This is a genomic window from Bacillus sp. FSL W8-1202, from assembly GCF_038006165.1.
In the GTDB taxonomy this organism is placed as follows: domain Bacteria; phylum Bacillota; class Bacilli; order Bacillales; family Bacillaceae; genus Bacillus; species Bacillus subtilis.
The window spans coordinates 447,793-473,791 of the sequence record NZ_JBBOUR010000001.1; the positions used below are offsets into that span (position 1 = coordinate 447,793).

At 46.1% G+C, this 25,999-nt stretch carries 26 protein-coding genes and 1 pseudogene; 7 read left to right on the forward strand and 20 right to left on the reverse strand.

What is annotated here, in order from left to right; all coding sequences use genetic code 11:
- Positions 1-136 precede the first annotated feature (136 nt).
- Genes hisIE through NSQ09_RS02325 form a run of 8 tightly spaced genes read right to left on the reverse strand, consistent with a single transcriptional unit; the run spans position 137 to position 6,561 of the window.
- Positions 137-766 carry a bifunctional phosphoribosyl-AMP cyclohydrolase/phosphoribosyl-ATP diphosphatase HisIE gene (gene hisIE / locus NSQ09_RS02290; protein ID WP_015251143.1) on the reverse strand — a complete coding sequence of 210 codons (630 nt, stop codon included), beginning with the start codon at positions 764-766 and terminating at the stop codon, positions 137-139.
- Positions 763-1,521: an imidazole glycerol phosphate synthase subunit HisF gene (gene hisF / locus NSQ09_RS02295; protein WP_015384749.1), complete on the reverse strand. Its 759-nt coding sequence runs from the start codon at positions 1,519-1,521 to the stop codon at positions 763-765. The genes hisIE and hisF overlap by 4 nt, the downstream gene beginning before the upstream one ends.
- The gene (gene hisA, locus NSQ09_RS02300; protein WP_017695280.1) at positions 1,518-2,255 is read right to left on the reverse strand and encodes a 1-(5-phosphoribosyl)-5-[(5-phosphoribosylamino)methylideneamino]imidazole-4-carboxamide isomerase; all 738 of its coding nucleotides are present in this window, start codon (positions 2,253-2,255) and stop codon (positions 1,518-1,520) included. The genes hisF and hisA overlap by 4 nt, the downstream gene beginning before the upstream one ends.
- The gene (hisH, locus tag NSQ09_RS02305; protein WP_015251140.1) at positions 2,252-2,890 is read right to left on the reverse strand and encodes an imidazole glycerol phosphate synthase subunit HisH; all 639 of its coding nucleotides are present in this window, start codon (positions 2,888-2,890) and stop codon (positions 2,252-2,254) included. The genes hisA and hisH overlap by 4 nt, the downstream gene beginning before the upstream one ends.
- Entirely contained in the window at positions 2,891-3,475 is a 585-nt protein-coding gene (hisB, locus tag NSQ09_RS02310; RefSeq protein ID WP_041333294.1) for an imidazoleglycerol-phosphate dehydratase HisB, read from the reverse strand.
- Positions 3,472-4,755, reverse strand: coding sequence for a histidinol dehydrogenase (hisD, locus tag NSQ09_RS02315; protein WP_041351748.1), 1,284 nt, complete (start codon positions 4,753-4,755; stop codon positions 3,472-3,474). Before hisD ends, hisB begins: the two co-directional genes overlap by 4 nt.
- Entirely contained in the window at positions 4,752-5,393 is a 642-nt protein-coding gene (gene hisG / locus NSQ09_RS02320; protein ID WP_015251138.1) for an ATP phosphoribosyltransferase, read from the reverse strand. Before hisG ends, hisD begins: the two co-directional genes overlap by 4 nt.
- Positions 5,386-6,561, reverse strand: coding sequence for an ATP phosphoribosyltransferase regulatory subunit (locus NSQ09_RS02325; protein WP_014481016.1), 1,176 nt, complete (start codon positions 6,559-6,561; stop codon positions 5,386-5,388). Before NSQ09_RS02325 ends, hisG begins: the two co-directional genes overlap by 8 nt.
- A 250-nt stretch (positions 6,562-6,811) precedes the next feature.
- On the opposite strand from NSQ09_RS02325, the gene NSQ09_RS02330 reads away from it, so the two are divergent.
- Together NSQ09_RS02330 and pelC are read left to right on the forward strand one after the other, a co-directional pair.
- On the forward strand, positions 6,812-7,564 hold the full coding sequence (locus NSQ09_RS02330; protein ID WP_326233806.1) for a C39 family peptidase: 753 nt from the start codon (positions 6,812-6,814) through the stop codon (positions 7,562-7,564).
- Positions 7,565-7,804: 240 nt separating this feature from the next.
- Entirely contained in the window at positions 7,805-8,470 is a 666-nt protein-coding gene (gene pelC, locus NSQ09_RS02335) for a pectate/pectin lyase PelC (RefSeq protein ID WP_015251135.1), read from the forward strand.
- 19 nt (positions 8,471-8,489) lie between these two features.
- On the opposite strand, the gene hprF is transcribed toward pelC, so the two are convergent.
- From hprF to hprK, 5 genes are read right to left on the reverse strand one after another with little or no spacing between them, the layout of a single operon-like run.
- Positions 8,490-9,008: a heptaprenylglyceryl phosphate O-acetyltransferase gene (hprF, locus tag NSQ09_RS02340; RefSeq protein ID WP_003228107.1), complete on the reverse strand. Its 519-nt coding sequence runs from the start codon at positions 9,006-9,008 to the stop codon at positions 8,490-8,492.
- A 3-nt stretch (positions 9,009-9,011) separates the two neighbouring features.
- Positions 9,012-9,662: a pyrophosphatase PpaX gene (gene ppaX / locus NSQ09_RS02345; protein WP_014481021.1), complete on the reverse strand. Its 651-nt coding sequence runs from the start codon at positions 9,660-9,662 to the stop codon at positions 9,012-9,014.
- The gene (locus NSQ09_RS02350) at positions 9,659-10,597 is read right to left on the reverse strand and encodes a nucleoside recognition domain-containing protein (RefSeq protein WP_017695286.1); all 939 of its coding nucleotides are present in this window, start codon (positions 10,595-10,597) and stop codon (positions 9,659-9,661) included. Before NSQ09_RS02350 ends, ppaX begins: the two co-directional genes overlap by 4 nt.
- 23 nt (positions 10,598-10,620) lie before the next feature.
- Entirely contained in the window at positions 10,621-11,430 is an 810-nt protein-coding gene (lgt, locus tag NSQ09_RS02355) for a prolipoprotein diacylglyceryl transferase (protein WP_029725975.1), read from the reverse strand.
- 13 nt (positions 11,431-11,443) lie between these two features.
- The gene (gene hprK, locus NSQ09_RS02360; RefSeq protein ID WP_003228097.1) at positions 11,444-12,376 is read right to left on the reverse strand and encodes an HPr(Ser) kinase/phosphatase; all 933 of its coding nucleotides are present in this window, start codon (positions 12,374-12,376) and stop codon (positions 11,444-11,446) included.
- 181 nt (positions 12,377-12,557) lie between these two features.
- Between hprK and nagA the strand changes: the two genes are divergently transcribed.
- Genes nagA through nagR form a run of 3 tightly spaced genes read left to right on the forward strand, consistent with a single transcriptional unit; the run spans position 12,558 to position 15,222 of the window.
- Positions 12,558-13,748: an N-acetylglucosamine-6-phosphate deacetylase gene (nagA, locus tag NSQ09_RS02365; protein ID WP_029725976.1), complete on the forward strand. Its 1,191-nt coding sequence runs from the start codon at positions 12,558-12,560 to the stop codon at positions 13,746-13,748.
- Positions 13,745-14,473 carry a glucosamine-6-phosphate deaminase gene (gene nagB / locus NSQ09_RS02370; protein WP_029725977.1) on the forward strand — a complete coding sequence of 243 codons (729 nt, stop codon included), beginning with the start codon at positions 13,745-13,747 and terminating at the stop codon, positions 14,471-14,473. Before nagA ends, nagB begins: the two co-directional genes overlap by 4 nt.
- A gap of 17 nt (positions 14,474-14,490) precedes the next feature.
- Positions 14,491-15,222 carry an N-acetylglucosamine utilization transcriptional regulator NagR gene (gene nagR / locus NSQ09_RS02375; RefSeq protein ID WP_029725978.1) on the forward strand — a complete coding sequence of 244 codons (732 nt, stop codon included), beginning with the start codon at positions 14,491-14,493 and terminating at the stop codon, positions 15,220-15,222.
- Positions 15,223-15,243: 21 nt separating this feature from the next.
- On the opposite strand, the gene NSQ09_RS02380 is transcribed toward nagR, so the two are convergent.
- On the reverse strand, positions 15,244-19,113 hold the full coding sequence (locus tag NSQ09_RS02380) for a metallophosphoesterase (RefSeq protein WP_341030517.1): 3,870 nt from the start codon (positions 19,111-19,113) through the stop codon (positions 15,244-15,246).
- Positions 19,114-19,179: 66 nt separating this feature from the next.
- Between NSQ09_RS02380 and NSQ09_RS23060 the strand changes: the two are divergent.
- Positions 19,180-19,291 (forward strand): annotated as a pseudogene (locus tag NSQ09_RS23060) (MarR family transcriptional regulator); the annotation flags it as partial.
- 17 nt (positions 19,292-19,308) lie between these two features.
- Here NSQ09_RS23060 and NSQ09_RS02385 read toward each other — a convergent pair.
- The 4 genes from NSQ09_RS02385 to yvlA are packed head-to-tail and all read right to left on the reverse strand — an operon-like array spanning position 19,309 to position 21,320.
- Positions 19,309-19,668 (reverse strand): phage holin family protein, encoded by a 360-nt coding sequence (locus NSQ09_RS02385; RefSeq protein WP_003228066.1) that lies wholly within the window; start codon positions 19,666-19,668, stop codon positions 19,309-19,311.
- Between the two features lies 1 nt (position 19,669).
- Positions 19,670-19,867: a PspC domain-containing protein gene (locus NSQ09_RS02390; protein WP_003228065.1), complete on the reverse strand. Its 198-nt coding sequence runs from the start codon at positions 19,865-19,867 to the stop codon at positions 19,670-19,672.
- A 4-nt stretch (positions 19,868-19,871) separates the two neighbouring features.
- On the reverse strand, positions 19,872-20,969 hold the full coding sequence (locus NSQ09_RS02395; protein WP_341030518.1) for a DUF4097 family beta strand repeat-containing protein: 1,098 nt from the start codon (positions 20,967-20,969) through the stop codon (positions 19,872-19,874).
- Between the two features lie 24 nt (positions 20,970-20,993).
- On the reverse strand, positions 20,994-21,320 hold the full coding sequence (yvlA, locus tag NSQ09_RS02400) for a protein YvlA (protein WP_003244375.1): 327 nt from the start codon (positions 21,318-21,320) through the stop codon (positions 20,994-20,996).
- Positions 21,321-21,537: 217 nt separating this feature from the next.
- Between yvlA and NSQ09_RS02405 the strand changes: the two genes are divergently transcribed.
- Positions 21,538-21,768, forward strand: coding sequence for a hypothetical protein (locus NSQ09_RS02405; RefSeq protein ID WP_003235419.1), 231 nt, complete (start codon positions 21,538-21,540; stop codon positions 21,766-21,768).
- 198 nt (positions 21,769-21,966) lie between these two features.
- Here the strand turns inward: NSQ09_RS02405 and hag are convergent, their stop codons facing one another.
- Together hag and uvrA are read right to left on the reverse strand one after the other, a co-directional pair.
- Positions 21,967-22,788: a flagellin Hag gene (gene hag / locus NSQ09_RS02410; RefSeq protein ID WP_341030519.1), complete on the reverse strand. Its 822-nt coding sequence runs from the start codon at positions 22,786-22,788 to the stop codon at positions 21,967-21,969.
- A 337-nt stretch (positions 22,789-23,125) separates the two neighbouring features.
- Positions 23,126-25,999, reverse strand: coding sequence for an excinuclease ABC subunit UvrA (gene uvrA, locus NSQ09_RS02415; RefSeq protein ID WP_341030520.1), 2,874 nt, complete (start codon positions 25,997-25,999; stop codon positions 23,126-23,128).

Consider the following 25,999-nt stretch of genomic DNA (forward strand, 5'->3'; position numbering starts at 1 on the left):
GGCGGAATTTGGATAAATAGGAAATGAGACTCGGTTTTGATCTCCTTTTATTAACTAATCATATATAACACCTAATATAAATCTAAATACCTATTACCTTTTTCACAAAACAAAAAGAGCCGTATCATACGGCTCTTTACTCTTCTTTCTCAGAATGGCGTTTTTTCAATACGTCAAGCACATCATCCAGCGGCAGGGATTGTTCTCTGAGCAGGACAAGCAGGTGATACAGCAGGTCTGCCGCTTCCCATTTGAGTTCCTCATGATCCCGGTTTTTCGCAGCGATGATGACTTCGGATGCTTCTTCTCCGACTTTTTTCAAAATCTTATCGACGCCTTCACGGAAGAGGTACGTGGTGTAAGCTCCTTCAGGCATTTCCGCTTGGCGTTCCGCGATCACCCGCTCCAGTTCGTTCATGATGCCGAATCGGTCCGCGGCCTGTTCTTCTGTTTGTTCCTTTGTAAAACAGCTGTAGCTGCCAGTGTGGCATGCCGGGCCTGACGGTTCTACGAGTACGAGCAGCGCGTCTTGATCGCAGTCATACCGGATACCTTTGACGGCTTGCGTGTTCCCTGAGGTTTCTCCTTTATGCCATAACGCTTGGCGTGAGCGGCTGTAAAACCATGTTTCCTTCGTTTCCAGCGTTTTTTCGTACGATTCCTTGTTCATATACGCAAGGGTCAGCACTTCTTTGCTTGCCGCATCCTGCACGATGGCAGGAATTAATCCGTCCTCGTTAAAACGCAGTTCATCTGCCTGTTTCATCTCACATTCACCCCGTACTCTTTCAAGTATGATTTCACTTCTTTAATCGATGTTTCTTTATAATGAAAAATTGAGGCGGCCAGCGCGGCATCGGCTTCTCCTTTTGTAAAAGCCTCAAGCATATGCTGTGCGTTTCCCGCGCCTCCCGAAGCGATAACAGGGACGGGGACAGCTTCGGAAACAAGCTTTGTCAGCGTGTGGTCGAAGCCTTTTTTCTCACCGTCGGAGTCCATGCTTGTCAGCAATATTTCTCCTGCCCCGCGTTTGACGCCCTCTTTTGCCCACGCGGTGACCTCCCAATCTGTTTTCTTTCTGCCGCCGTGCGTGTAGACCTTATATGTGTCAGATTCTTTGTCATACTTGGCATCAATGGCAAGAACGATGCATTGAGAACCGAAAAACTCGGCTCCTTCTGCAATCAGCTCAGGGCGGAGAACAGCTGCCGTGTTCACCGACACTTTGTCCGCTCCGGCACGCAGTATCGTTTTCATATCACTGAGCTGATTGATGCCGCCGCCGACTGTAAACGGAATGGCAAGCTTCGCGGCAACCTGCTCCACAACGTCAACCATCGTCTTTCGTCCTTCGTGCGAGGCGGAGATATCAAGGAAAACAAGTTCATCCGCACCTTCCCGGTCGTACACTTCAGCGAGTTCAACTGGGTCACCTGCATCCTTCAATTCGAGAAATTGAATTCCTTTGACAACGCGTCCTTCTTTGACATCAAGGCATGGAATAATCCGTTTTGTGATCATTTGCGCTTCACCCTTTCAAGCGCCTCACACAGCGTAAACTGATTGGTATACAGCGCTTTTCCGATGATCGCTCCAGAGACGCCGTCCGCCTCATAGCGGGCGAGAGCTTCGAGATCCGCGACGGAGCTGACTCCGCCGGAAGCGATCACCGATTTCCCCGTTTCCTTAGCAAGCTCGACCGTGCTTTTAACATTGGGGCCTGACAGCATTCCGTCTGTCGCGATGTCAGTAAAAATAAAGACTTCCGCACCTTCATTGGCTAGCTCTTTGCCCAGTTCAGTTGCCTTAAGGGTTGATGTTTCCAGCCATCCCTCTGTTGAAACAAAACCGTTTCTCGCATCCAGTCCGATTGCAATTTTCTCGCCATATTGTTTCAGCATTTTTTTGACAAACGGAGGGTTAGAAACTGCTGAGCTTCCCAGGATCACCCGATCGACTCCTGCTGATAAATATTCATAGACGTCATTTTCGGAACGGATCCCGCCGCCGATTTCGACTTTCAGGTTCAGCTTTTGCGTAATCTCAATCACATGGCGGTCATTCACTCTTTTCCCTTCTTTGGCCCCGTCGAGATCAACGAGATGGATCCATTCGGCACCCTCTTTCGCAAATAACTCAGCCATGTCGTACGGTGAATCGCCATATATCGTTTCCTTATTGTAATCCCCTTGAACAAGGCGGACACATTTGCCGTTTCTCATATCAATTGCCGGATATAATGTAAAAGCACTCATTTTTTCACCTTCTGTTCTGCTGCCATTTTCGTAAATTGAGTTAAAATAGACATTCCGACCGTGCTGCTTTTTTCCGGATGAAATTGGGCGCCGAAGACGTTTCTTTTTCCGACTACAGCAGGCACTCGCACACCATAATCGGCGCTTGCCAGAAGCGCGTTCTCCTCCATCCCGTCAATGTAATAGGAATGAACGAAGTAAGCGTAGCCTTGTTCTGTTTTAGTCAGCAGCGGAGATTCATTATGAAAAGAAAGACGATTCCAGCCCATATGCGGAACCTTCAGCTTGTTTCCTTTTTCATCTTCTGCTTTCAGCCTGACTGCTTTTCCTTTTAACAGCCCGAGTCCTGAAGCGGTGCCGTTTTCTTCGCTTTCTTCAAATAAAAGCTGCATGCCTAGGCAGATCCCTAGAAGCAGTCTTCCCTCTGAGACCATATCGTGAATCAATTGATCAAGCTTCGTGTAGCGCAAATTGTCCATCGCGTCTCCAAATGAACCGACTCCCGGCAAAATGAAGGCATCAGCTTCTTTCAGCTCCTCCGGCTTTTCAGAAACAAAATACGGCACGCCGACACGTTCAAGCGCCTTTGAGACACTGTATAAATTCCCCATTCCGTAATCTATCACGCCGATCATTTACAGCATCCCTTTCGTTGACGGTATTCCTTTAACTCGCGGATCGATCGTTGTCGCTTCATCAAGCGCACGTCCCAGTGCTTTAAAAACGGCTTCAATCATGTGGTGGGTGTTTGTGCCATAATGAACGATGACGTGCAGGTTCATTCGAGCTTCGAGCGCCAGCTTCCACAAAAATTCATGTACAAGCTCCGTATCGAAAGTTCCGACTTTAGCAGCCGGGAAATCAGCGCGCATTTCTAAGTGCGGCCGGTTGCTTAAATCAATCACAACTTGAGCAAGTGCCTCATCCATCGGCACAAACGCCGATCCGTAGCGTTTGATTCCTTTTTTATTGCCCAACGCTTTGAGCAGCGCCTGCCCTAAGCAGATGCCGATATCTTCAGTCGTGTGGTGATCATCTATATCAACATCGCCTTTTGCGTTAATGGAAAGATCGAATTGGCCGTGTTTCGTGAATAAATCCAACATATGTGTCATAAACGGCACATCTGTTTTGATATCCGCTTGTCCCCCGCCGTCTATTGTAAATGCCAGTTCAATATCTGTTTCGTTTGTTTTCCTGACGCGTTCCGCTTTTCTCATTTAGAAATCCTCCGTTCTCTCGCTTCAATTGATCTGGCATGGGCTTCTAACCCTTCCAGTCTGGCAAAAGCCGCGATGCTTTCGGCATGTTCTTCAAAGGCTGATTGACTGTAAGAAATAATGCTCGATTTCTTTTGAAAATCAGTTACGTTTAATGGACTTGAAAATCTGGCTGTTCCGTTTGTCGGAAGCACATGGTTCGGTCCGGCAAAATAATCACCGACAGGCTCAGGGCTGTATCTGCCTAAGAAAATTGCACCCGCATGTTTGATACTGCCAAGCAAAGCTTCCGGAGACTGTGTTATGATTTCTAAATGCTCTGGCGCGAGTGTATTGACAGTATTAATCGCTTCCACCATTGTTTCCGCCACATATATACAACCGTAATCTCTCACTGAAGTTTCCGCTATTTCTCTTCGCGGCAAGGTTTTCAGCTGCTTACTCACCTCGGCTGAAACCGCCTCGGCCAGCGCCATGGAATCTGTGACAAACACACATGAGCTGAGCTTATCGTGTTCCGCCTGTGACAGCAGATCGGCTGCAATTTCGCTCGGAATCGCTGTTTCATCAGCCAGCACGACGATTTCACTAGGTCCGGCAATCATATCGATATCGACATCGCCGAACACTTCTCGTTTGGCAAGCGCGACATAAATGTTGCCCGGACCCGTGATTTTATCCACCGGCTCAATGGTTTCTGTTCCGTATGCTAACGCCGCAATCGCCTGAGCGCCGCCCATTTTGTAAATGTCTTTTATGCCCAGCTCGGAAGCAGCAACCAAAACTCCAGGAGACAGCAGACCGTCTTTTCCCGGAGGCGTGACGAGAACGATTCTTTCAACGCCCGCTACAAGCGCCGGAATCACATTCATCAAAACAGATGAAGGATATGCGGCCGTTCCCCCCGGCACATATACACCCGCGGAATCCAGCGCCGTCACTTTCTGCCCCAGCATTGTGCCATCCTTTCTGTGATAAAACCAGGAGGATTGCAGCTGTCTTTCGTGATATTCCCTAATATTTTCGATTGCCTGCCTAATCACCTGAAGAAGACGTGAATCCAGTGAGGTGTATGCCTCCTCAAATTCTTCTTTTGTGACCAGCGGGCTGTCTATTTCGATGCCGTCAAATTTCGCCGTGTAGCTGCGAACCGCCTGATCACCGTTTGCTTTAACATCTTCAATAATGGACCGGACCGTCTTTCTTTGTTCTTCCGTTCCGGCATCGCTGGAACGCTTGAGAGAAAGCCGTTCCGTTCCGCTGATGGTTTTGATCTTCATTTTGCCGTCTCTCCTTCCACAACGAGAGATAGGCGGGATGCCATTTCGTCAATCACATCGTCTTTCATGCGATAGCTTACCGGGTTGACAATAAAGCGAGAGGTAATGTCACAAATGTGCTCCGTTTCAACAAGCCCATTTTCTTTCAGCGTCTGTCCTGTGGAAACAATGTCCACTATCCGATCTGCAAGCCCAATGAGCGGAGCCAGTTCAATTGAACCGTTGAGCTTAATGATCTCGACTTGTTCTCCCTGCTCTCTGAAATAACTGGAAGCCACATTCGGATACTTTGTCGCGATTCTTGGCGCTACGCCGCTCCAGTCTGTATTCGGAAGTCCGGCGACAGCTAAGTGGCATTTGCTGATTTTTAAATCCAGTACCTCATACACGTCGCGTTCCTCCTCCAGCATGACATCCTTGCCCGCAATTCCGACGTCTGCCACGCCATGCTCCACATACGTGGTTACGTCCATCGGCTTCGCTAATATGAAACGAAGATTTTCCTCCGGCACATCGATGATCAGTTTTCTCGAATCTTCAAACTCCTCAGGGAGCCTGTAGCCTGCCTGCCTCAGCAGCCCTGCCGCTTCTTCAAATATCCGGCCCTTTGGCATCGCCATTGTGAGTAACTTACCCATTTTGCTCTTCCTTTCTGGCACCGATAAAATAAGTGACGTTTGCAAAAGATTTTGTCATCTGGTCGATATTTTCTATTCCCGATAAATCTTGAAGAACTACTTTGTTCCCTTTCATGCGTTCTTCATTCGCATAAGCGATAGCTTGCGCCCGCTGCTCTTTGCTGAAAATAACAGCGTCTATATCACATGGTTCTTCTTTCATATGAAGGGCTTCAATCAGCCGGTCGATCCGAAGCCCGAAGCCTGTTGCCGGTGCAGGTGAATCAAAATGGCCCAGCAGCTTGTTGTAACGGCCGCCGCTTCCAATGACAAAACCGACATTCTCGGCGTACACTTCAAATAAAATCCCTGTGTAATAGCTCATGTGGCTGACCATATTCAGATCCAGGCGGACATTTTCCGTACATCCGTAATCCTCAAGAATGTCCCACAGCGCCTTCAGCTCATCAACCACGCTTTTTCCTTGTGCAGAATCGACGATTTCCTCAGCACGTCCGCATACTTCTATGCCGCCCCGCAATTCGAGGAGCTCAAGCAGTCTGCTTTTATCAATGGAGGAAAGCGGGAGAGACTTGACATGCTCTCTGTAGCCGACGTAGTTCTTTTCATATAAGAACCTCCGCAGCACATCAGCTCGTTCAACGTTTCCGAGCACCTCAACAAACAAAGCATCCGCAATGCCGGCATGGCCGATGGCAATTTTAAAGGATGCCAGCCCAGCGTTTTTCAATGCCCCGACGACTAAAGCAATGACCTCCGCATCCGCGCTCGTCGTGCCGTCACCGATTAACTCCACTCCGACCTGCTCGAACTCAGCCGGACGTCCGCCTTCACGCTCCTGAGCCCTGAATACATTTGCCGCATAGCCGACTCTTAGCGGATGACCGTGTTTCAGAAGCTTCGATGCCGCCACCCTTGCAATCGGCCCCGTCATATCCGGGCGAAGCACCAATGTCTTGCCGTCCTGATCAAGTAGCTTAAACAGCTGCTGCTCTTCAATTGCTGACTGGACGCCAACCGTATCGTAAAACTCCAGTGTCGGCGTTTCCATAAATTGATATCCCCATTTATCAATCAAATCGGTTAACGATCGTCTCACCTTTTTTTTCGTTTCGTATAAACCGGGCAGTGTATCTCTCATGCCGTGCGGTTTTTCAAACATAAACATCAACCCGAGCACCTCCGCTGTTATCTTATGAAGGAAAATTCCGAATCCTTTAGTTCGCTAATATGATAATATGTTAGCAGATGAAAGAATGAAAATCAACGCTTAACTTCAGTAAGGATATTTTTAGTTCAAATATCCTTCTCCTCATTATGAAAAAATCATGAATAATGTATTAAAGGTACGTAATATCTCAAATTCTTTATGTTTGGCATGCTATAATACAAATCAAATAGAGAACAAGGAGATAAAGATGAAAACACTGCGAACTCTATGTGTCCTGATGATTCTTTCAGGCGTTATTTTTTTCGGACTTAAAATAGATGCAAAAGATATAGATATTCCTTTTTTGAACAGCCTTAAAAAAGTGGTTTCTGATAGCGATACAGATACAGGTGCGAATAGCAAAAAGGAGCTGAAGGGAAGCGCAAAACCGCTGGATGTCATCCTTTACAATCAAATGGACGCACCCCGGCTCTATAACGGCTGTGAAGTAACAAGCCTTGCGATGGTGCTGAATTACGCAGGATACGACGTGACAAAAAACACCCTGGCAAATCAGGTTGCCACAGTGCCTTTGACATACAGCAGCGGATTAAAGGGTGATCCGAATGACGGATTTGTCGGGGATATGGTGAATGGCCCTGGTCTCGGTGTCTACCATCGACCGATCTATCAGCTGGCGAAAACCTATGCGGGAGACAAAGTGTCTGATCTGACTGGAAAAAGCATTTCTGCTGTTTATGAACAGCTTGAAAAAGGCAATCCAGTTTGGGTTATTACGACAGCCAACTTTACGCCAGTTGACAACATGCAGACATGGAAAACACCAAACGGAACGATAGAGATTACGTACAGCGAACACAGCGTCGCCGTTACGGGATATGATGATAAATATGTGTATCTCAATGATCCGTATGGCTATAAAAACAGAAAAACCGATAGAACAAGCTTTGAAAAAGCGTGGAAACAAATGGGCAGCCAGGCCGTGGTTATTCAAAAGTAAACGCCTGAAAGCCGCACTATGCTCTATCCTGAGCAAATACGACAATATTCATGCTTTTTGTTTCAATCGGTAAGATCGATTCATTTTCCATTTATCATCCAGAATTATCTTTACTTTCAGGCTGTCTGTTTTTATGATTAAAGCAGATTCAGCCTTGCCCCGATCTATGTGAGAGAAGCCGGTGCAAGTCGCTGACGCTTCTCTTGCAAAAAATGAAAGATATCCGGGGAGGATCTATCATTGAAAAAATTCGTGTCTATCCTATTTATGTTCGGTTTGGTTATGGGGTTCAGCCAGTTTCAGTCATCAACCGCTTTTGCAGCAGACAAAGTGGTGCACGAAACAATTATCGTACCAAAAAATACAACATATGACGGGAAAGGACAGCGGTTTGTGGCAGGGAAAGAATTAGGCGACGGAAGCCAGTCAGAAAACCAAGACCCTGTTTTTCGTGTGGAGGATGGTGCAACCCTGAAAAATGTGGTGCTTGGCGCCCCTGCCGCTGATGGAGTACACACTTATGGAAACGTTAACATTCAGAATGTGAAATGGGAAGATGTTGGTGAGGATGCGTTAACGGTGAAGAAGGAAGGAAAAGTGACGATCGACGGCGGTTCTGCTCAAAAAGCGTCAGATAAGATATTCCAAATCAATAAAGCCAGTACATTCACAGTGAAAAACTTCACGGCGGACAATGGCGGAAAGTTCATAAGACAGCTTGGCGGTTCAACCTTCCACGTTGATGTGATCATCGATAAGTGCACCATCACAAACATGAAGGAAGCGATATTCCGGACGGACAGCAAAACAAGCACGGTCAGAATGACAAATACACGCTACTCTAATGTCGGTCAAAAATGGATTGGTGTTCAGCATATTTACGAAAACAACAACACTCAATTTTAACCAAAAAAGTCCGCTGATGTTATTCAGCGGACTTTTTCAATCTTTCTTGCATTTCTTCCTTCGTATAGATGATCCTCATCGGATTTCCGCCGACAAATGCGCCGGCAGGCACGTCTTTATGGACAAGTGTTCCGGCGGACACAACTGCGCCATCTCCTATTTTCACCCCGGGCAGAATGGTCGTGTTGGCACCAATCATCACTTCGTCTCCGATCAGAACTGTGCCGATCCGGTATTCGTGAATCAAATACTCATGGGCCAGAATGGTCGTATTGTACCCGATGATTGTATTTGTTCCGACTGAGATCTTTTCCGGAAACATGATATCTGGCATCACCATGAGGGCAAAGGATGTCTGATTTCCAACCTTCATCCGCAGAAATGTACGGTACAGCCAGTTTTTCATCCCTATAAACGGCGTATATCTCGCAATTTGAATGACAATGAAATTTTTGACGACCTTTAAAAAAGGTACCGTTTGATAGACATGCCACAGTGAGTTGGCCCCCGAGACCGGATGACGATCTGTTTTTCTCACAGATTACTTCACTCCAACGATTTGTAATAGATCACTCATTTTCTCAAGCATAAAATCAGGCTCATGCTTCGCCAGCATTTCCGGCCCTTTAATCGTCCATGCGACTCCTGCCGTTTTTGTACCGGCGTTTTTGCCTGCCAGCACATCGTGGTAATTATCTCCGACCATAATGGCTTCCTCGGGCTTGCTTCCTAACTGTTTCAGCGCTAACAGCACAGGCTCGGGATCAGGCTTTGCATTTGTCACATCATCAAGGGTGACAACTGTTTCAAAGAATTCGCCGATTCCCGTGAGCTTGAGGCCCATATTGACAGTATCTCTTAATTTTGTTGTCACAATTCCTAATGTAAAGCCGGCTTTTTTTAATGCATCCAGGGTCTCATATACCGTTTCATATTCAGTCACGAGTGAATCATGCATGTCATGATTGTACGCTCTGTACATAGCGATCATATCCTCGCATTTATCAGGGTCCATCGAAGAGAACGTTTCAAAAAGAGACGGCCCGATAAATGCAAGGACATCTTCTCGTTTATACTTGCTCGGATAATAATGCTCCAGTGTATGCAAAAAGGACGCGATAATTAATTCATTCGTATTAATAAGCGTTCCGTCTAAATCAAACAGAATCGTCGTTACTTGTTTGTCACTCATATTGCTTCCTTTCCAACCGCTGAGGGTTTCCATTTTTTCCACGTGTGCGCAATAGCCATTGTCAGCAGAACTGCTGTGGTGACACGAATCAAAAGAAGCGGCCAGACTGGTATGCCGAGCGGAATAAAGACAAGTGTATCTTCCACGACCGCGTGGCAGGCAACGAGAAATATAAATGCCAATGTCATATCCCGCTTGCTCACGCCGTCATCCTCGACAGCTTTGATCATGACACCCGCTCCGTAGGCCAGACCAATCGTCAGTCCCGCCACCATCGTCATAGACGTATTTTTATTCATGCCAAGCAGCTGCGTAAACGGCGACAGCCACCTGGAAAACCGATGCAGCCAGCCTAAATCTCTTAAAAACTGGATGATAATCATCAGCGGGATCACTATTGCCGCCAGCTGCAAAACACCAAGTCCGGCTTTCGTTAATGCTTCTGCCAACATTCCTAGCCAGCTGTCTGGCGCCGCGCTCTTCGCAGCGATAAAACCGTACTGCGCCGTTTCCTTTCCGCCATGCCAAATGAGGTTGATGACGATGGCTGACACAGCGGCCAAACCGATGCGCACGGCCAATATGACGCCAATTCTGATACCAACCTTTGCGGCAACTGTCGATTCGATAATCAAGTTATGACAGAAAGAAAGCATAACAGCTAAAATAAAGACTTCTTTCACAGATAAATCCAATGTTAAAATCCCGGCAATTCCCGCATACAGATTCAGCATATTTCCCAGTACAAGCGGAATGGCCGCTTCACCAGAAAGCCCGAAGAGACCCATTACCGGTGTGATCAGCCGTACAAGCCAATCCATGACAGGGGTATGCTGAAGCAAAGTGACCAATAGCGTTACCGGGAAAATCACTTTACCCAGCGTCCATGTTGTTTGAAAACCTGCTGCAAGACCGGCCAGAAAGATCTTCTTCATCCCTCATCCCCCTTTGTTGACGTCTACTCCGCGTACCGCTCCTTCGAATATCCCTTGACGCGTCTGAAGATGATGGCTGCCACAGCCAAAACAATCAATACGATTGAAATCACCTGAGCGATGCGAAGTGAATCAGTCAGCATTAAGCTGTCAGTCCGCATTCCTTCAATAAAGTATCTTCCGATTGAATACCAAATGATATAGATCAAGAACATCTCGCCTCTACGCAAATTCACTCTGCGCAGCAGCAGTAAAACAATGACGCCGACAAAGCTCCATAGTGATTCATATAAAAAAGTAGGATGATAATATTGCCCATTGATATACATTTGATTGATGATAAATTCAGGCAGGTGCAGGTTTTCTAAAAAGGCTCTGCTGACAGCCTCGCCGTGCGCTTCCTGATTCATGAAGTTCCCCCAGCGCCCGATCGCCTGGCCGAGCAAAATGCTGGGCGCGGCAATGTCCGCAAGCTTCCAGAACGAAAGTTTTTTCACTCTCGAAAACACATAACCCGTTAAAATGGCGCCGATTAATCCGCCATGAATGGCAATGCCGCCCTTCCAAATCTTAATGATTTCTCCCGGATGTGCCGCATAATAGTCCCATTCAAAGGCAACGTAATAAATTCGCGCGCAAATAATCGCAATTGGAATGGCAAACAGGACAAGATCAATAAACGTATCTTTCTGCAGCCCCCGTTTTTCACTTTCCCTCATCGCAATCCACAGCCCGAGCAAAGCACCGAGACCGATAATGATTCCGTACCAATGGACGGCTAACGGCCCCAGCTGAAATGCTATCGGATTGAGTGGTTCTATCGCTTCATTCATTTAACGCCAACTCCTATTCTTCTTGTTCACCGTCTTCAATGACGTCCGCCAGCTTGTTGGTAAATTGTTCAGCGGCATTCAGCCCCATCCGCTTCAATCTGAAGTTCATTGCTGCCACTTCGATGATGACTGCAAGATTTCGGCCTGGGCGGACGGGAATCGTCAGTTTTGTAATTTCTGTATCAATGATTTTCATGGTCTCTTCCTCAAGTCCGAGCCGGTCGTATTGCTTGCCCTGCTCCCAGAGTTCAAGATTCATGACAATCGTGATTCGTTTATTGCTTCTGACCGCGCCAGCGCCAAATAGCGTCATCACATTGATAATGCCAAGGCCCCTGATCTCAAGAAGGTGCTCAATTAATTCCGGAGCGTTTCCCACAAGAGTATCCTGATCCTCCTGCCGTATTTCAACGCAATCATCGGCAACAAGGCGATGCCCTCTTTTCACAAGCTCCAGCGCTGTTTCGCTTTTTCCGACGCCGCTCTTTCCTGTGATCAGCACGCCGACACCATATATATCGACTAGAACGCCATGAATTGCTGTGGTAGGCGCCAGCCTGCTCTCAAGGAAGTTGGTTAAACGGCTTGACAGTCTTGTCGTTTTCAGCGGCGATCTGAGGACAGGCACCCCATTTTTCTCGGAGGCGTCAATCAGCTCCTGCGGGATGGGCATATCTCTAGAAAGAATAATAGCTGGTGTTACATCAGTGCACAGAGAATCCATTCGCTGTTTTTTCTCCTCTTCAGGAAGCTGTTCAAAGAAAGAAAGCTCTGTTTTTCCGAGAAGCTGCACGCGCTCTCTCGGGTAATATGTAAAATATCCGGCAATTTCAATGCCTGGTCTTGATAGGTCACTCATTGTAATCGGGCGGTTAATTCCTTCTTCTCCGCTGATTAATTCCAAATTGAACTGTTCCATTACGTCTTTTGTGCGAACCTTTGCCACGATATGTTCCTCCTGTTCCGGGCTGCCCCGAGCTTGCTCACAATACTTTCATTTTATCACTTTCAGGCTTGAACCTAAAACAGATTTTATAAAAGGCGGGAAAACACCTCAGCTGGTCTAGATCACTAGTCTGAAAAAGAGTAAAATAAAGGTATTCAAATTCCAGAAAGGCGGATCATCTATGGCAGAGAGTCTTCTTATCAAAGACATTGCGATCGTGACAGAAAATGAAGTAATCAAAAACGGCTATGTCGGAATCAATGACGGAAAAATCAGCACAGTCTCAACAGAACGGCCCAAGGAGTCATATTCAAAAGAAATTCAAGCACCTGCGAATTCCGTTTTGCTTCCCGGCATGATTGACATTCATATCCACGGCGGCTATGGTGCAGATACGATGGATGCAAGCTTTTCTGCGCTCGACATCATGTCGTCAAGACTGCCCGAAGAAGGCACGACGAGCTTTTTAGCCACAACGATTACCCAAGAGCATGGGAACATTTCTCAAGCTTTGGTGAACGCAAGAGAGTGGAAAGCGGCTGAAGAGTCCTCTTTATTAGGTGCAGAACTGCTCGGCATTCATTTAGAGGGCCCCTTTGTTTCGCTTAAAAGAGCCGGAGCGCAGCCAAAGGAGTGGATTAGGCCTTCGGATGTTGCGCTTTTCAAAAAGTGGCAGCAGGAGGCAGGCGGACTGATCAAAATTGTTACACTTGCGCCGGAGGAGGATCAGCATTTTGAACTGATCCGCCATTTGAAAGACGAATCGATTATCGCATCCATGGGGCACACGGATGCCGATTCCGCATTGCTGTCGGATGCCGCAAAAGCAGGGGCGAGCCATATGACCCATCTGTACAACGCGATGAGCCCGTTTCATCACCGAGAGCCCGGAGTGATCGGAACGGCGCTGGCCCATGATGGGTTTGTGACAGAGCTTATCGCCGATAGCATTCACTCCCACCCTTTAGCTGCAAAGCTTGCTTTTTTGGCGAAAGGCAGCAGCAAGCTCATTTTAATTACCGATTCCATGAGGGCAAAAGGCCTGAAAGACGGCGTATATGAGTTCGGCGGCCAAAGTGTGACGGTAAGAGGACGAACAGCTCTTCTTTCAGACGGAACCCTTGCCGGTTCGATCCTCAAAATGAACGAAGGCGCACGGCATATGCGTGAGTTTACAAATTGCTCTTGGACGGATATAGCTAATATAACTTCTGCAAACGCGGCCAAACAGCTGGGCATCTTTGACCGAAAAGGCAGTGTGACTGTGGGAAAAGATGCAGATTTGGTGATTGTCAGCAGTGATTGCGAGGTGATTCTCACCATTTGCCGCGGAAACATTGCATTTATATCCAAGGAGGCTGACCAGATATGAAAGTAATGGAATGTCAAACGTATGAAGAGCTAAGCCAAAAAGCAGCCAGAATAACGGCAGATACAATCAAAGAAAAACCTGATGCCGTTCTCGGGTTAGCGACGGGCGGCACACCGGAAGGCACTTATCGCGAGCTGATCCGCCTGCACCAAACTGAGAATCTCTCATTTCAAAACGTCACTACAGTTAATTTGGATGAGTACGCCAGACTTTCAAGCAATGACCCGAACAGCTATCACTTCTATATGAATGACCGTTTATTTCAGCATATCGACAGCAAGCCTAGCCGGCATTTTATTCCGAATGGAAATGCAGACGATTTGGAAGCCGAATGCAGACGGTATGAACAGCTAGTCGAGTCCCTCGGCGGCACTGACATTCAGCTTCTCGGCATCGGCCGAAACGGACACATCGGCTTTAACGAACCGGGAACCTCTTTCAAGTCGCGAACTCATGTTGTGACATTAAATGAGCAAACCCGCCAAGCGAATGCCAGATATTTTCCTTCCATAGACAGCGTTCCGAAAAAAGCACTGACAATGGGAATTCGAACGATTCTCTCAAGCAAACGCATTCTGCTGCTCATTTCTGGAAAAAGCAAAGCGGAAGCTGTTCGTAAGCTGTTAGAAGGAAACATAAGCGAAGATTTTCCCGCATCTGCTTTGCACCTGCATTCCGATGTTACGGTTTTGATTGATCGTGAAGCCGAGTCATTAAGACCTTGAAAGGAACATGCTGACTTATGAATATCAATAAACAATCGCCTATTCCGATTTACTATCAGATTATGGAGCAATTAAAAACCCAAATTAAGAACGGAGAGCTGCAGCCGGATATGCCTCTTCCTTCCGAGCGCGAATATGCCGAACAATTCGGGATCAGCCGGATGACAGTTCGCCAGGCGCTTTCTAATTTAGTTAATGAAGGCTTGCTCTATCGCCTGAAAGGACGGGGCACCTTTGTCAGCAAGCCAAAAATGGAACAAGCACTTCAAGGGCTGACAAGCTTTACCGAGGATATGAAAAGCCGCGGGATGACACCGGGCAGCAGGCTCATTGATTATCAGCTTATTGATTCAACTGAGGAGCTCGCGGCTATATTAGGCTGCGGGCACCCCTCCTCTATCCATAAAATCACTCGGGTGCGGCTGGCAAATGATATTCCAATGGCGATTGAGTCCTCACATATTCCGTTTGAGCTTGCGGGTGAATTGAACGAATCGCATTTTCAGTCGTCGATCTATGATCATATTGAAAGGTACAACAGCATACCGATTTCCCGTGCAAAACAGGAGCTTGAGCCAAGCGCTGCCACCACGGAAGAAGCGAACATTCTTGGTATTCAAAAGGGAGCGCCGGTCCTATTAATCAAACGAACAACATATCTGCAGAACGGAACTTCTTTTGAGCATGCAAAATCTGTATACAGAGGCGACCGTTATACATTTGTCCACTATATGGATCGTCTTTCATAAAAAAAAAGCCTCCAACCCTTTTTAAGGATTGGAGACATGGCGAAAATCAAACTGGTCTGGTGCCGGACGATATGTCTCTTTTTTCGTCTTGAACTTCCAGATCGGTGATTTCGTTTTGCCATTAAAACTGTCTTCCACTATAATGTACCAATAATAAACAGACTGCGGTTCAAGATGATCCCAGCGGAATTCAGCTGTATCCCCGCTCTTCACTTGCTCCCGTTTTCCGAGCTCTTCATTGGTATATACGTTACATTCAAAATAATCGGTTTCCACCTTTTTGATTCTTGGCTTCAAATCAAGCGAAAGGGAAAATTCATCCTTGTTGCCATAGGTATCCGTATCATAGTAATTCTTATCCTTTACATACGGAGAATACGTCGATACGTGCACCATGTCATTGGCCTGGTCAAATTGAAGCAAACGCAAATACCCTTGACCGCCTTCTGGCCCGCCCTGATAATCGGCCAGCATTTGATGCACAAGACGATCCGGCTTCCCATCACCATCATCATCCAGCTCATCTGTTTTTCTCATCGCACTATGATAATGCCCGCTCAATACCATCACGACATTCGGGTTCGGCTTTACGATTTCTTTGAATATTTTCTCTCCGATTGGGCTTCTGTTTCCGCTGACCAGCAAATACTCATGAAAAGCTAAAATGGCCATCCGGTCAGGGTGTTTCTTCAGCACCTGATTCATCCACGCGATGTCTTCATCCGTAATGCCCCATCCCATGTACAGCATGATATAATCATTGCCGTTGCTAGAAATCAGGTCATAATGTCCGCGGTTATTTTTATAGGAACCGCCATAATGCAATTTTTTATCAAAACGATCGCTGCCAAAATATTTGCCAAACGCCCTGTAGGAGCCGTCCTTATGTCCGACATCGTGATTGCCGGCCAGCACGCCGTAAGGAATTCCGCTCTTATCCAGAACGGACATTGACCGATCAGCGTTTTTCCACTGTCTGATATCGGCGGAATCATCTACAATATCACCCGTGTGGAACACATATTTGATATTGAGCTGCTTTTGATTATCTTTTATCCATTCGGTCTGTTTATCAAAAATATGCGGATAGCTTTCGGCGTAATACTGTGTATCAGACATCCAGACAAATGTGTACATATCCTTCGCAGGAGGAATTTCATCCTGTACAATCACATTCATTTTCGACTCCCGTACAAAATCGGCGGCAATCACAGACGCTTTCAGCGTAAACGGTTTGTCATCCTTCGCGACGAAGCTGTCAACAGGCTGCCATTCGTTTGTCCGATAATTCCAAGCATACATCGTCACCTTTCTCCCCGGCAAAGAACTGCCCTTCCAGACTGCTTCTGCCAGATCATTCTCATCAATTGATGGATCAACCGTCACTTCAAAGCGATGATAAGGGAAAAGCTCTTTGTTTTCTGTCGATACTGTTTTTCCATCAGCAGCTGATACCCGCTCCAATTCTTTATTCGTAAATGGGGTCTCCCTTTCCGGCACAAAGCTTTTCGGCGGTTCAGTCAGTGACGCGTGCTTAAATATTTTCACATGATTGCGCGCTGTATATTGAAATCCCCTATAAAAACCAACATCCATGGCATCATTCGTCGGATCTTTCACCCGTACAGAAATCTTGGCCTTATGCGTGTCGGCTTCGCTGTCTATAACCTCCGGCTGGTCCGGATGCTCTCGTTCGGTTTTAAATATCCTCTCAATCACTGTTTTATTGCCCGCGAGATCCGTTGCTGTCACTTTTAGAGAATGTTTTCCCGGCAAAAGGTCAGAAGATGACGTATGATATGGGAGTGTAATGCTTTCTCCATCTAAAGACGCTTCCGCTTCCTCAATTTTGCTCCATTTATCACACATATCCGCCTGCAGGATAAGGTTTCCTTTATACGTTTGCCCCTCGGTGATATTCGGCTCAATGTGAGGTCCTGAATTATCTACCCGTACAACCAGGCTGACATTTTCCTTGCCGTCGCTTGCTTGAATATGGTGAGCGCCTTCAGAAAGCTTTGATGTGTCCCACTCCAGCAGCTGTGATGTAAATAGTCCGTCAGGCAGATTGAACTGAAATTGCCAGCTTTTATTCGAGCGCTTATTATCGCCAATAAAGAGTTCCTTCTCAGGGGACACCCTCTGATCCCTGATCACCGTTCCATCCGATAACACCAATCGGGCGTTTTTGACTAAGAAGTCATCACGGTTTTCAGCCGTATCAAACGGAGACACCTTCGAACCCGATCGTATTGTAATACGCTGCAGCTGCTTCCCTTTCCGAAGCAGTGTCTCTGGCAACGGAACAGAATAGGTGCGGTATTTATTTATTGTATCATCGAACACCTTCAGCACTTTGCCTTCCATCGTTACCGCGTTTTTAAAATAAAGGTTCGTTTTCCTCGTGTCGAATGCAAAATATACTTCTTTTTCCATTGCGGGCTCTGTCACTTGTTTTTTCCCGTCAATCCACAGCTTAATGCGGTCAGTTCGCCCTTCTGTCGTGGCTTTGAGAAATTGAGTTCCCGACAGCGTGTCTCTGTTTTCAATATTCATCCGCAGACCGTGCGACTTGCTTGTTTGTTTAATATCAATCATTTTGACCGGCGTTCTCGCTTCATTGATCCCGTCCCCGGCCGCCACATAATACTCTAGCTGATCCTTCCCGATCAATTCAGGCGAATACACAATATAATGGTAGAGATTATCGTTGCGGTCTTTTTCAGCAAGAATTCGCTTAAACGGTTTGTTCTCATCCGTCCGGTAGTAAAAGGCCGCTGTTTTCACTAGACTTCGGTCCCGTATGTCAGCCCGCAGCTCAATGCTTTCAGCAGGGCGGACAGGCTTGCGGTCAGTCAAATCCTCAATGACCGGCTTTTCTTTATCGAGCTTGATTTTCCGTTTCTGCTCGGGCACCTGTGCCTGTAATACGGTTCCGGGAGACGGATTCTTTTCCCCGATTGAAATGTTCAGAAGTTCTGCGGTTCCGTTCAACGGATACTTATAAAGCACTGATGACAGCCGGCGCAGCGCATGTTTCCGATAATGCGCAACCGAAATGTCCTTTCCTGTATTCGTTGATATCACAACGGCCCGCGGCCTCGTATTGGCCATACCCTCTGTCTCGTCTATCACCGCGAGATTTTTTCCTTCTTTTAGTTGTGTCTGATAATAACGATTGAAATCCTCTGACGTCAATTCTGGATGCCCGGCAGGCTTCAGCCAGACGACAAACGTTTCGCCGGATGGTATCAAGATCCTTTCATCAGGTCTCCAAATCAGATCGGAGTCAGGCCCTTCTTTTGGGTAGCGGTAACGGATATGGTAGTCTTTAAAATCAATCGTTCTGTCAGTCGTATTAAAAATCTCAATAAATTCATAACCGTCTGCGCGTCCTATATTCTTCGTATCAACCGCCAGCTCTGTGATCAGAAGCTCCGGAATATGGGCAAGGTCAGCCTGGTATCCTTCAAGCTTCAGTTTCTTCGTCTCCGACTCAACCCGCTGCTTCCCATTCGACATCACAATGTAATACTCAAGCTCGCTGTTCCAAATCAAACGTTTCGGAATTTGTGCCAAAAACTTGCGGACCGCTCCGGGGGTCGGGTCCATCGGCACCATTTTGTAGCCCAGCTCATTACTTTGTTTATAAAAAAGAAAGGCGGAAAATGCTTGATACGAATTATCGCGAACTTGAGCCTCAATCATTAGATTGCTTCTCATTTCAGCTTTCACATCAATTTGAGGAGGATTTTCAAGCAAGGGTATGTAATGAGGCGTTTGAAATAGTTCCTGCTGTACAACAGGAAAAGCTTTCGATTCATGATGGCCGCCAGACAAAACGGAAAGAAAAGACAGTAATATAGAAGCAATAACCGTGTATTTCCTCATCAAAGCACCTCCCTTTTCATGTATTTTGCGTCTGAACAGGGAAGCTTATGAGTTCATTTTTAAACAATATCCAATCTGACAAAGCAGATGGTATACGACATATACGCGGGACTGCTGACAAAAAGCGAACACTTCACAATTTTTTAAGGAGGCTGCAGAACATGTAAAAAAGCTGCCTTTGCGGGCAGCTTTTTTTTATTTTTTTCTAAGCGGCTCTAAAATGCCTTTTTGAATCAGCAAATGGAAGACCGACAGGATAACGGATGCCCATATCGCTGTGCCGAAGCCGTCGATTTGAAAGCTGTCACCCATAATGGACGCGGTCATCATAAGCGTGATGGCGTTAATCACAAACAAGAAGAGTCCAAGCGTCACCATGGTGACCGGCAGTGTAAAGATAATTAAAAGCGGTTTAATCAGCACGTTTAAGATCGATAAAATGAGGCTGGCGATAATCGCTGCCCCAATGCTGCTGATATGGATGGAGTCAATATATCCATCAATGACGATTAATAACAATGCATTGACTAAAATGCTGACTGCCCATTTTACCATGTCATTTCATATCCCTTTCTGACGGGACGATAAAAATCCAAATGATATAAATGAGCAAAACCGGCAAGACACTTGTCATAATGGCTAAGATGACAGTTATGACTCTGAGGAGTGATGCGTCCCAATTGAAATATTCCGCGAGACCTCCGATAACACCGGCGATTTTCTTATTTTTTTCTGAGCGATAAAGCTTATTCATTCGATCACCTCTGTGAGTACTTTAGTTTGATGGCGCCTGTTAGTGATTCTGAGAAGACGGTGATGTTTTGATCATGTGCCTGATTTGAAGTGAACATCATTTCTTTTTGAATGGTATCATTTTTTTCCTTCAGCATCTCAACATCCATTAATTCATGGGACAGCGAACCAAGATTGCTTTTCAGCTCTGCCTTCACTGCGAGATCGTCCGGAATCGCAAGCTCCACACTTCCAGTCGTTGTTTTTGCATAAATGGAGCGGCAGTCTGATTCTGTTACGTTAATCGCAATATTTCCGTTAAAGCTTTGAACGTCAATGGATTCGCTTTTCCCTCGGAGATCGATCAATCCGTTAATGGTTTCCGCTTCTATCGTTCCGCAGCTGTGGCTGGCGAGTTTAATTTGCCCGTTGGCCGTTTCAGCTATGGCTTTTTCGGCTGTTAAGTGCGAGAACGACAGCACGCCGTTTGTCGTTTTCGCTGAGAACTCTTTTACATGTAAATGTTCCCCTCTGACCGGACCGTTAAACAGCTTCACCCGAATCTTATCATACTCCTTCTGAGGAATATACAAAGTGACATTCGTTTTCATCGTCTTTTTCTCAGTACGGATAAAAAATTTATTTCCTTTGATTTCACATTCAATATGCTGAAGAAATGCGTGTCTCGCCGCATCCTGGCTGTCAGCGCGATATACCTTCGCCTGGCATTCCGCTCTGATATCGTCATCTTCCCAAGGGACGATATTCACGCTGCCATTCGCAAATTGCAGCTCAACACTGGAAAAGTCAGTATCTTTAAATTGAAAAATGTGCTGAACATCATACGCATGGCCAAAGTTTAAATCAAGGTCAACTTCCTTGACCTTTTTCACAGCAGAATCAATCCAGTCAAACAGCTTGGCTCCTAAAGACGGCTTGCCGCTTTCTTTTTTTGCCGTTGTAAATGGCTCTTCCTCGTCATGAACGTGAACTGAGAGCGCTGTGATTTTCTCTTCTTTTTCCTTGTAGTCGCTGTCAAGCTTTTCAATCAGTGTCAAAGCTTCTTGTGCTGTAAGCTTTCCTTCCTCAACAAGCTTAAGGATTCGTTCCTTTTCTTCCATCATTACGATCTCCTCCCCATTGTCTACTTATGCTGCACGCAGGACCTTAATGCCCTGAATCACATTCCAAATGATAATGCCAATGACAACCAAGAAATAAATAACCGCTCCCCCAATGATTACAAATACAGGAAGCAAGCTGTCTCCATCAATCGCAACGGCTCCGCCAAGTAAAGCAATAAAAAGGAACAGCCAGCCGACAAACGGAACTATGTGAGAAATAAGAGAGCGTATCGCATGGCGTTTTGTTTCTTTCTCATTTACAACAAAATAAGCGACAATCGGCACAATGATTGGCGCAATAAACACACTGAAATAACAAAGTGATGCAATAATAGCTTGATTACGGTTCAATTCATTCCACACTCCTATTGTGAATTGTCCATGACAAAAGATCAGGGACGTTTTACTTATTTATACGTTTAAAATCTCTTCAGGTTTCAAATTCATTCTTTAGACATGCTCCGATTTACGGAAATTGGATTTTAAAAAGTTTTAGAAGTAGAATCTTCCGGCTATACCGATTACAATATGTAAAAAGCTTACGGCAACCAAGGAGGCTGGACAAGCAATGGAGAAAGATCCCAGTGACTATACAGTAACACAAGAATCAGTGTTAAAGCTGATTCATGAACAAAAAAGAATGAATCGTGAAATGATCGCCGAGCTTGAGCAGATTCACGGACCCTTCCCGATCTCTCACGATATCCAATATATAAAAGTGCTGCTCGACAGCAGCAACACGCATATTGTTCAAGATTTAATGAGTGTAAGTAAGCAGCTGTATAAGAAGACTTTGTAATTGCGGAAAACATATCATTCATTATAACTGAAACAAAGCTAAAGGTTAGATGACAATATCTTGCCTTTTTTGTTTTGAAAAAACAAGTGATTCCCTGGCTGTCACAAAATGATTGTAACAAAAAAAGCCTGCCGGCACATCCAGTTAATGGACTCTGTCGGCAAGCTGTAACTATCAGAAAGAGATAGCCGTTCAAAATTAACGTAACAATTGAAGCACGTTTTGCGGCTGTTGGTTTGCTTGAGCAAGCATCGCTTGAGAAGCTTGAGAAAGAATGTTGTTCTTTGTGAAATCGCTCATTTCTTTCGCCATGTCAACGTCACGGATGCGAGACTCAGCAGCTGTCAAGTTTTCAGAAGAAGCACCAAGGTTGTTGATTGTGTGCTCTAGACGGTTTTGTACCGCACCAAGTTTAGCACGTTGGTTTGAAACACTTGTAATTGCACTATCGATTTTAACAATCTCAGTGTCAAAACTAAAATCATCTGCTGAAACATCGATACCTTTTACTCCTAAAGTTGTTGCATCCATGTTACCAATTGTGACATTAATATTTTGGCCAGCATTTGCACCAATTTGGAATGTAAATCCTGCTGTTTCACTACCGTCTAAAAGTTTTTTTCCGTTAAATTCAGTACGTTGAGAAATTCCATCGATCTCTTCAGTTAAAGCATCCATTTCATCTTTAATTGCAGTTAAATCTTCAGTTTGCTGTGTACCTGTGTTTCCTGCTTGAACAGTAAGTTCACGCATACGTTGAAGGATTGCATGGGTTTCAGTCAATGCACCCTCAGCTGTTTGGATAAGAGAAATTCCGTCTTGAGAGTTTTTAGAAGCCATTTCAAGACCTCTGATTTGTCCTCTCATTTTTTCAGAGATCGCTAGACCCGCAGCGTCATCTCCCGCACGGTTGATGCGAAGACCTGAAGAAAGTTTCTCCATGTTTTTTGAGCTCGCACTGTTGTTTGAAGACAAACGGTTTAATGTGTTAAGCGCTGCAATATTGTGGTTGATTATCATGTGAAAAATACCTCCATGTGTATATGTTTTTGAAATCAAAGACTTCCTTTTCTTTGATTTCTGGCGTATCAGATTCCAATAAAGCTTCTAACCTATGTAGATTCAGTTATTGCTTAAGGATGCCTTTAAGCTCCTTAATAGGGTTTGTCTGCTTAATTTGGAAATCATCATCCGCCTTTCAATTCATATATCGACAGCAATTTGTAAATGTTTAGGCGTTTTCCCAAAGAAATTATACCAAAGACGAATCTAAACCTATTATGCCGTAAAGAAAAAGCTTGCCTGCTAAGCCCTAGGATGGACTTGCTGACAAGCTGTCCCCTCTTAACAGAGGGTTTTAAGATGTAGCTGTTTCTTTCGCTTTCAAGAGCGATTTCATGCGTGCTTTGTCACGTTCGATAACAGGCTTCAAATAACGGCCTGTATACGATTCTTCAACTTCAGTGATTTCCTCAGGCGTTCCAGACGCGACAATGGTTCCGCCCCCGGCTCCGCCTTCCGGGCCCAAATCCACAATGTAATCGGCCGTCTTAATGATATCAAGGTTGTGCTCAATAACCAGTACAGTGTCTCCGTTGTCTACCAACCGTTGCAGCACGACAAGAAGCCTGGCGATATCGTCGACATGCAAACCTGTCGTCGGCTCATCTAAAATGTAGAGCGTGCGTCCGGTCGAGCGTTTGTGCAGCTCTGACGCGAGCTTCACGCGCTGCGCTTCTCCGCCTGACAAGGTCGTCGCCGGCTGGCCGAGCGTAATATAACCTAAACCAACATCATAAAGGGTTTGGAGCTTGCGTTTGATTTTCGGGATATTTTCAAAGAAAGGAAGAGCATCTTCAACCGTCATATCAAGCACATCAGAGATGCTTTTTCCTTTGTACGTCACTTCAAGCGTTTCACGGTTATAGCGTTTGCCGTGACACACCTCGCATGGAACGTATACGTCAGGAAGGAAGTGCATTTCAATTTTAATAATCCCGTCTCCGCGGCAGGCTTCACATCGTCCGCCCTTCACGTTGAAGCTGAAACGGCCTTTTTTATAGCCGCGGACCTTCGCTTCATTTGTCTGCGCGAATACATCACGAATGTCATCAAATACACCGGTGTATGTCGCAGGGTTGGATCTCGGCGTTCTTCCGATTGGCGCCTGGTCAATGTCAATGACTTTGTCTAAGTGATCCAAACCTTTAATCTCTTTATGGCTGCCGGGCTTCGCTTTCGCTTTATGAAGCTTTTGCGCCAGCGCCTTATGCAAAATTTCATTAACGAGTGTACTCTTTCCTGAACCGGAAACACCTGTAACTGCTGTAAACGTCCCAAGCGGGAACTTGGCATTCACTTTTTTCAGGTTGTTTTCTGAAGCACCTTTAATTTCAATGTAACGTCCGTCCGGCTTTCTTCTTTCAGGAGGCAATGGGATAAACTTTTCCCCTGATAAATAGCTGCCCGTTAATGAGTTTGGATCTTCCATCACTTCTTCCGGCGTACCCGCAGATATCACCTGTCCGCCGTGAATGCCGGCTCCCGGTCCAATGTCTATTAAATAATCTGCTGCCATCATCGTGTCCTCATCATGTTCGACAACAATCAGCGTGTTCCCGAGGTCTCTCATATTTTTCAGAGCGCTGATCAAGCGGTCGTTATCACGCTGATGCAGACCGATAGACGGCTCATCTAAAATATAAAGCACACCGGATAAACGCGAGCCAATTTGTGTCGCCAGCCTGATGCGCTGCGCCTCTCCCCCGGACAATGTACCCGCTGCCCTGCTCAATGTCAGGTAATCGAGGCCGACTTTGTCCAGAAAGCTTAAGCGCTCCACAATTTCGCGCAAAATCAAATTGGCGATCTGCATATCCTTCTCAGAAAGGGTGAGATCTTTAAAGAAGACAAGTGCGTCGGCGACAGACAGCTCGGTAATTTTTCCAATGTGGCGGCCGTCAATCAGTACGGCAAGCGCCTCTTTCTTTAACCGATAGCCTTTGCACGTCGGACAAGATTTCTGAGACATATACTGCTCCATTTGCTCACGGATGAAATCGGAGCCTGTCTCCTTATAGCGTCTTTCAATGTTGCGCAATACGCCTTCAAATTGAATTTCACCTTCGCGTATTTGTCCAAAATCATTTTCATATCGGAAATAAATCAGGTCATCCCCGCTGCCGTACAGCACTTTATCCAGTTGATGCTTCGGCAAATCTTTGACCGGCACATCCATATCAATCCCGTAGTGGGTGCAGACTGCCTCAAGCAGCTGAGGATAATATTGTGAGCTGATCGGTGTCCAAGGGGCGACCGCATTCTCCTTCAATGACAAATCTTGATTGGGGATGACAAGATCGGCATCCACTTCAAGCTTCATTCCGAGACCGTCACACGTCGGACACGCCCCGAACGGACTGTTAAACGAAAACACACGCGGCTCAAGCTCACCAATTGAAAATCCGCAGTGCGGACAGGCATGATGCTCGCTGAACATCAGCTCTTCCTCACCGATGACATCGATCATAACCCGTCCTTCACCTAAACGAAGCGCCGTTTCCAATGAATCTGACAGCCGGGCTGCCACGCCTTCTTTCACCACAATCCGGTCAATGACAACCTCAATGGAATGCTTCTTGTTCTTTTCTAATTCGATATCGTCGGAAAGCTCAGCCATCTCGCCGTCAATTCTGACTCTGACATAGCCTTGTTTTCTAATCTGTTCAAGCACTTTGACATGAGCGCCTTTTCGGCCCGAGACAATCGGCGCCAGCACCTGAAGCTTCGTCCGTTCCGGGTATTCCAGAATTCTGTCCACCATTTGCTCGATGGTCTGGGATGTAATCTCAATTCCGTGCTCCGGACAATGAGGCTTCCCTACTCTCGCATATAAAAGACGCAGATAATCATAAATCTCAGTTACCGTACCGACAGTAGACCTCGGATTGCGGCTCGTTGTTTTCTGATCAATGCTGATGGCGGGAGAGAGCCCCTCAATTGCATCCACATCCGGCTTATCCATTTGCCCTAAAAACTGGCGGGCATAGGCAGACAGCGACTCGACATACCGTCTCTGTCCTTCAGCATATATCGTGTCAAAGGCAAGGGAGGATTTACCTGATCCGGACAAACCCGTGACAACGACAAGCTGATCTCTCGGAATCGTTACATCTATATTTTTCAGGTTATGCGCCCTGGCTCCCTTCACCTCTATCCGATCCATAGCCAT

Coding starts and splice junctions, on each gene's coding strand:
- NSQ09_RS02385 (WP_003228066.1), bottom strand. CDS start 19,668: ATGGTAAAATGGGCAGTCAGCATTTTAGTCAATGCATTGTTATTAATC.
- hisH (WP_015251140.1), bottom strand. CDS start 2,890: ATGATCGGCGTGATAGATTACGGAATGGGGAATTTATACAGTGTCTCA.
- nagR (WP_029725978.1), top strand. CDS start 14,491: ATGAATATCAATAAACAATCGCCTATTCCGATTTACTATCAGATTATG.
- NSQ09_RS02350 (WP_017695286.1), bottom strand. CDS start 10,597: ATGAAGAAGATCTTTCTGGCCGGTCTTGCAGCAGGTTTTCAAACAACA.
- hisF (WP_015384749.1), bottom strand. CDS start 1,521: ATGATCACAAAACGGATTATTCCATGCCTTGATGTCAAAGAAGGACGC.
- lgt (WP_029725975.1), bottom strand. CDS start 11,430: ATGAATGAAGCGATAGAACCACTCAATCCGATAGCATTTCAGCTGGGG.
- hag (WP_341030519.1), bottom strand. CDS start 22,788: ATGATAATCAACCACAATATTGCAGCGCTTAACACATTAAACCGTTTG.
- NSQ09_RS02325 (WP_014481016.1), bottom strand. CDS start 6,561: ATGTTTATGTTTGAAAAACCGCACGGCATGAGAGATACACTGCCCGGT.
- NSQ09_RS02390 (WP_003228065.1), bottom strand. CDS start 19,867: ATGAATAAGCTTTATCGCTCAGAAAAAAATAAGAAAATCGCCGGTGTT.
- hisIE (WP_015251143.1), bottom strand. CDS start 766: ATGAAACAGGCAGATGAACTGCGTTTTAACGAGGACGGATTAATTCCT.
- ppaX (WP_014481021.1), bottom strand. CDS start 9,662: ATGAGTGACAAACAAGTAACGACGATTCTGTTTGATTTAGACGGAACG.
- hisA (WP_017695280.1), bottom strand. CDS start 2,255: ATGAGTGCTTTTACATTATATCCGGCAATTGATATGAGAAACGGCAAA.
- hisB (WP_041333294.1), bottom strand. CDS start 3,475: ATGAGAAAAGCGGAACGCGTCAGGAAAACAAACGAAACAGATATTGAA.
- NSQ09_RS02330 (WP_326233806.1), top strand. CDS start 6,812: ATGAAAACACTGCGAACTCTATGTGTCCTGATGATTCTTTCAGGCGTT.
- NSQ09_RS02405 (WP_003235419.1), top strand. CDS start 21,538: ATGGAGAAAGATCCCAGTGACTATACAGTAACACAAGAATCAGTGTTA.
- NSQ09_RS02395 (WP_341030518.1), bottom strand. CDS start 20,969: ATGATGGAAGAAAAGGAACGAATCCTTAAGCTTGTTGAGGAAGGAAAG.
- hisD (WP_041351748.1), bottom strand. CDS start 4,755: ATGAAGATCAAAACCATCAGCGGAACGGAACGGCTTTCTCTCAAGCGT.
- nagA (WP_029725976.1), top strand. CDS start 12,558: ATGGCAGAGAGTCTTCTTATCAAAGACATTGCGATCGTGACAGAAAAT.
- nagB (WP_029725977.1), top strand. CDS start 13,745: ATGAAAGTAATGGAATGTCAAACGTATGAAGAGCTAAGCCAAAAAGCA.
- NSQ09_RS02380 (WP_341030517.1), bottom strand. CDS start 19,113: ATGAGGAAATACACGGTTATTGCTTCTATATTACTGTCTTTTCTTTCC.
- uvrA (WP_341030520.1), bottom strand. CDS start 25,999: ATGGCTATGGATCGGATAGAGGTGAAGGGAGCCAGGGCGCATAACCTG.
- hisG (WP_015251138.1), bottom strand. CDS start 5,393: ATGGGTAAGTTACTCACAATGGCGATGCCAAAGGGCCGGATATTTGAA.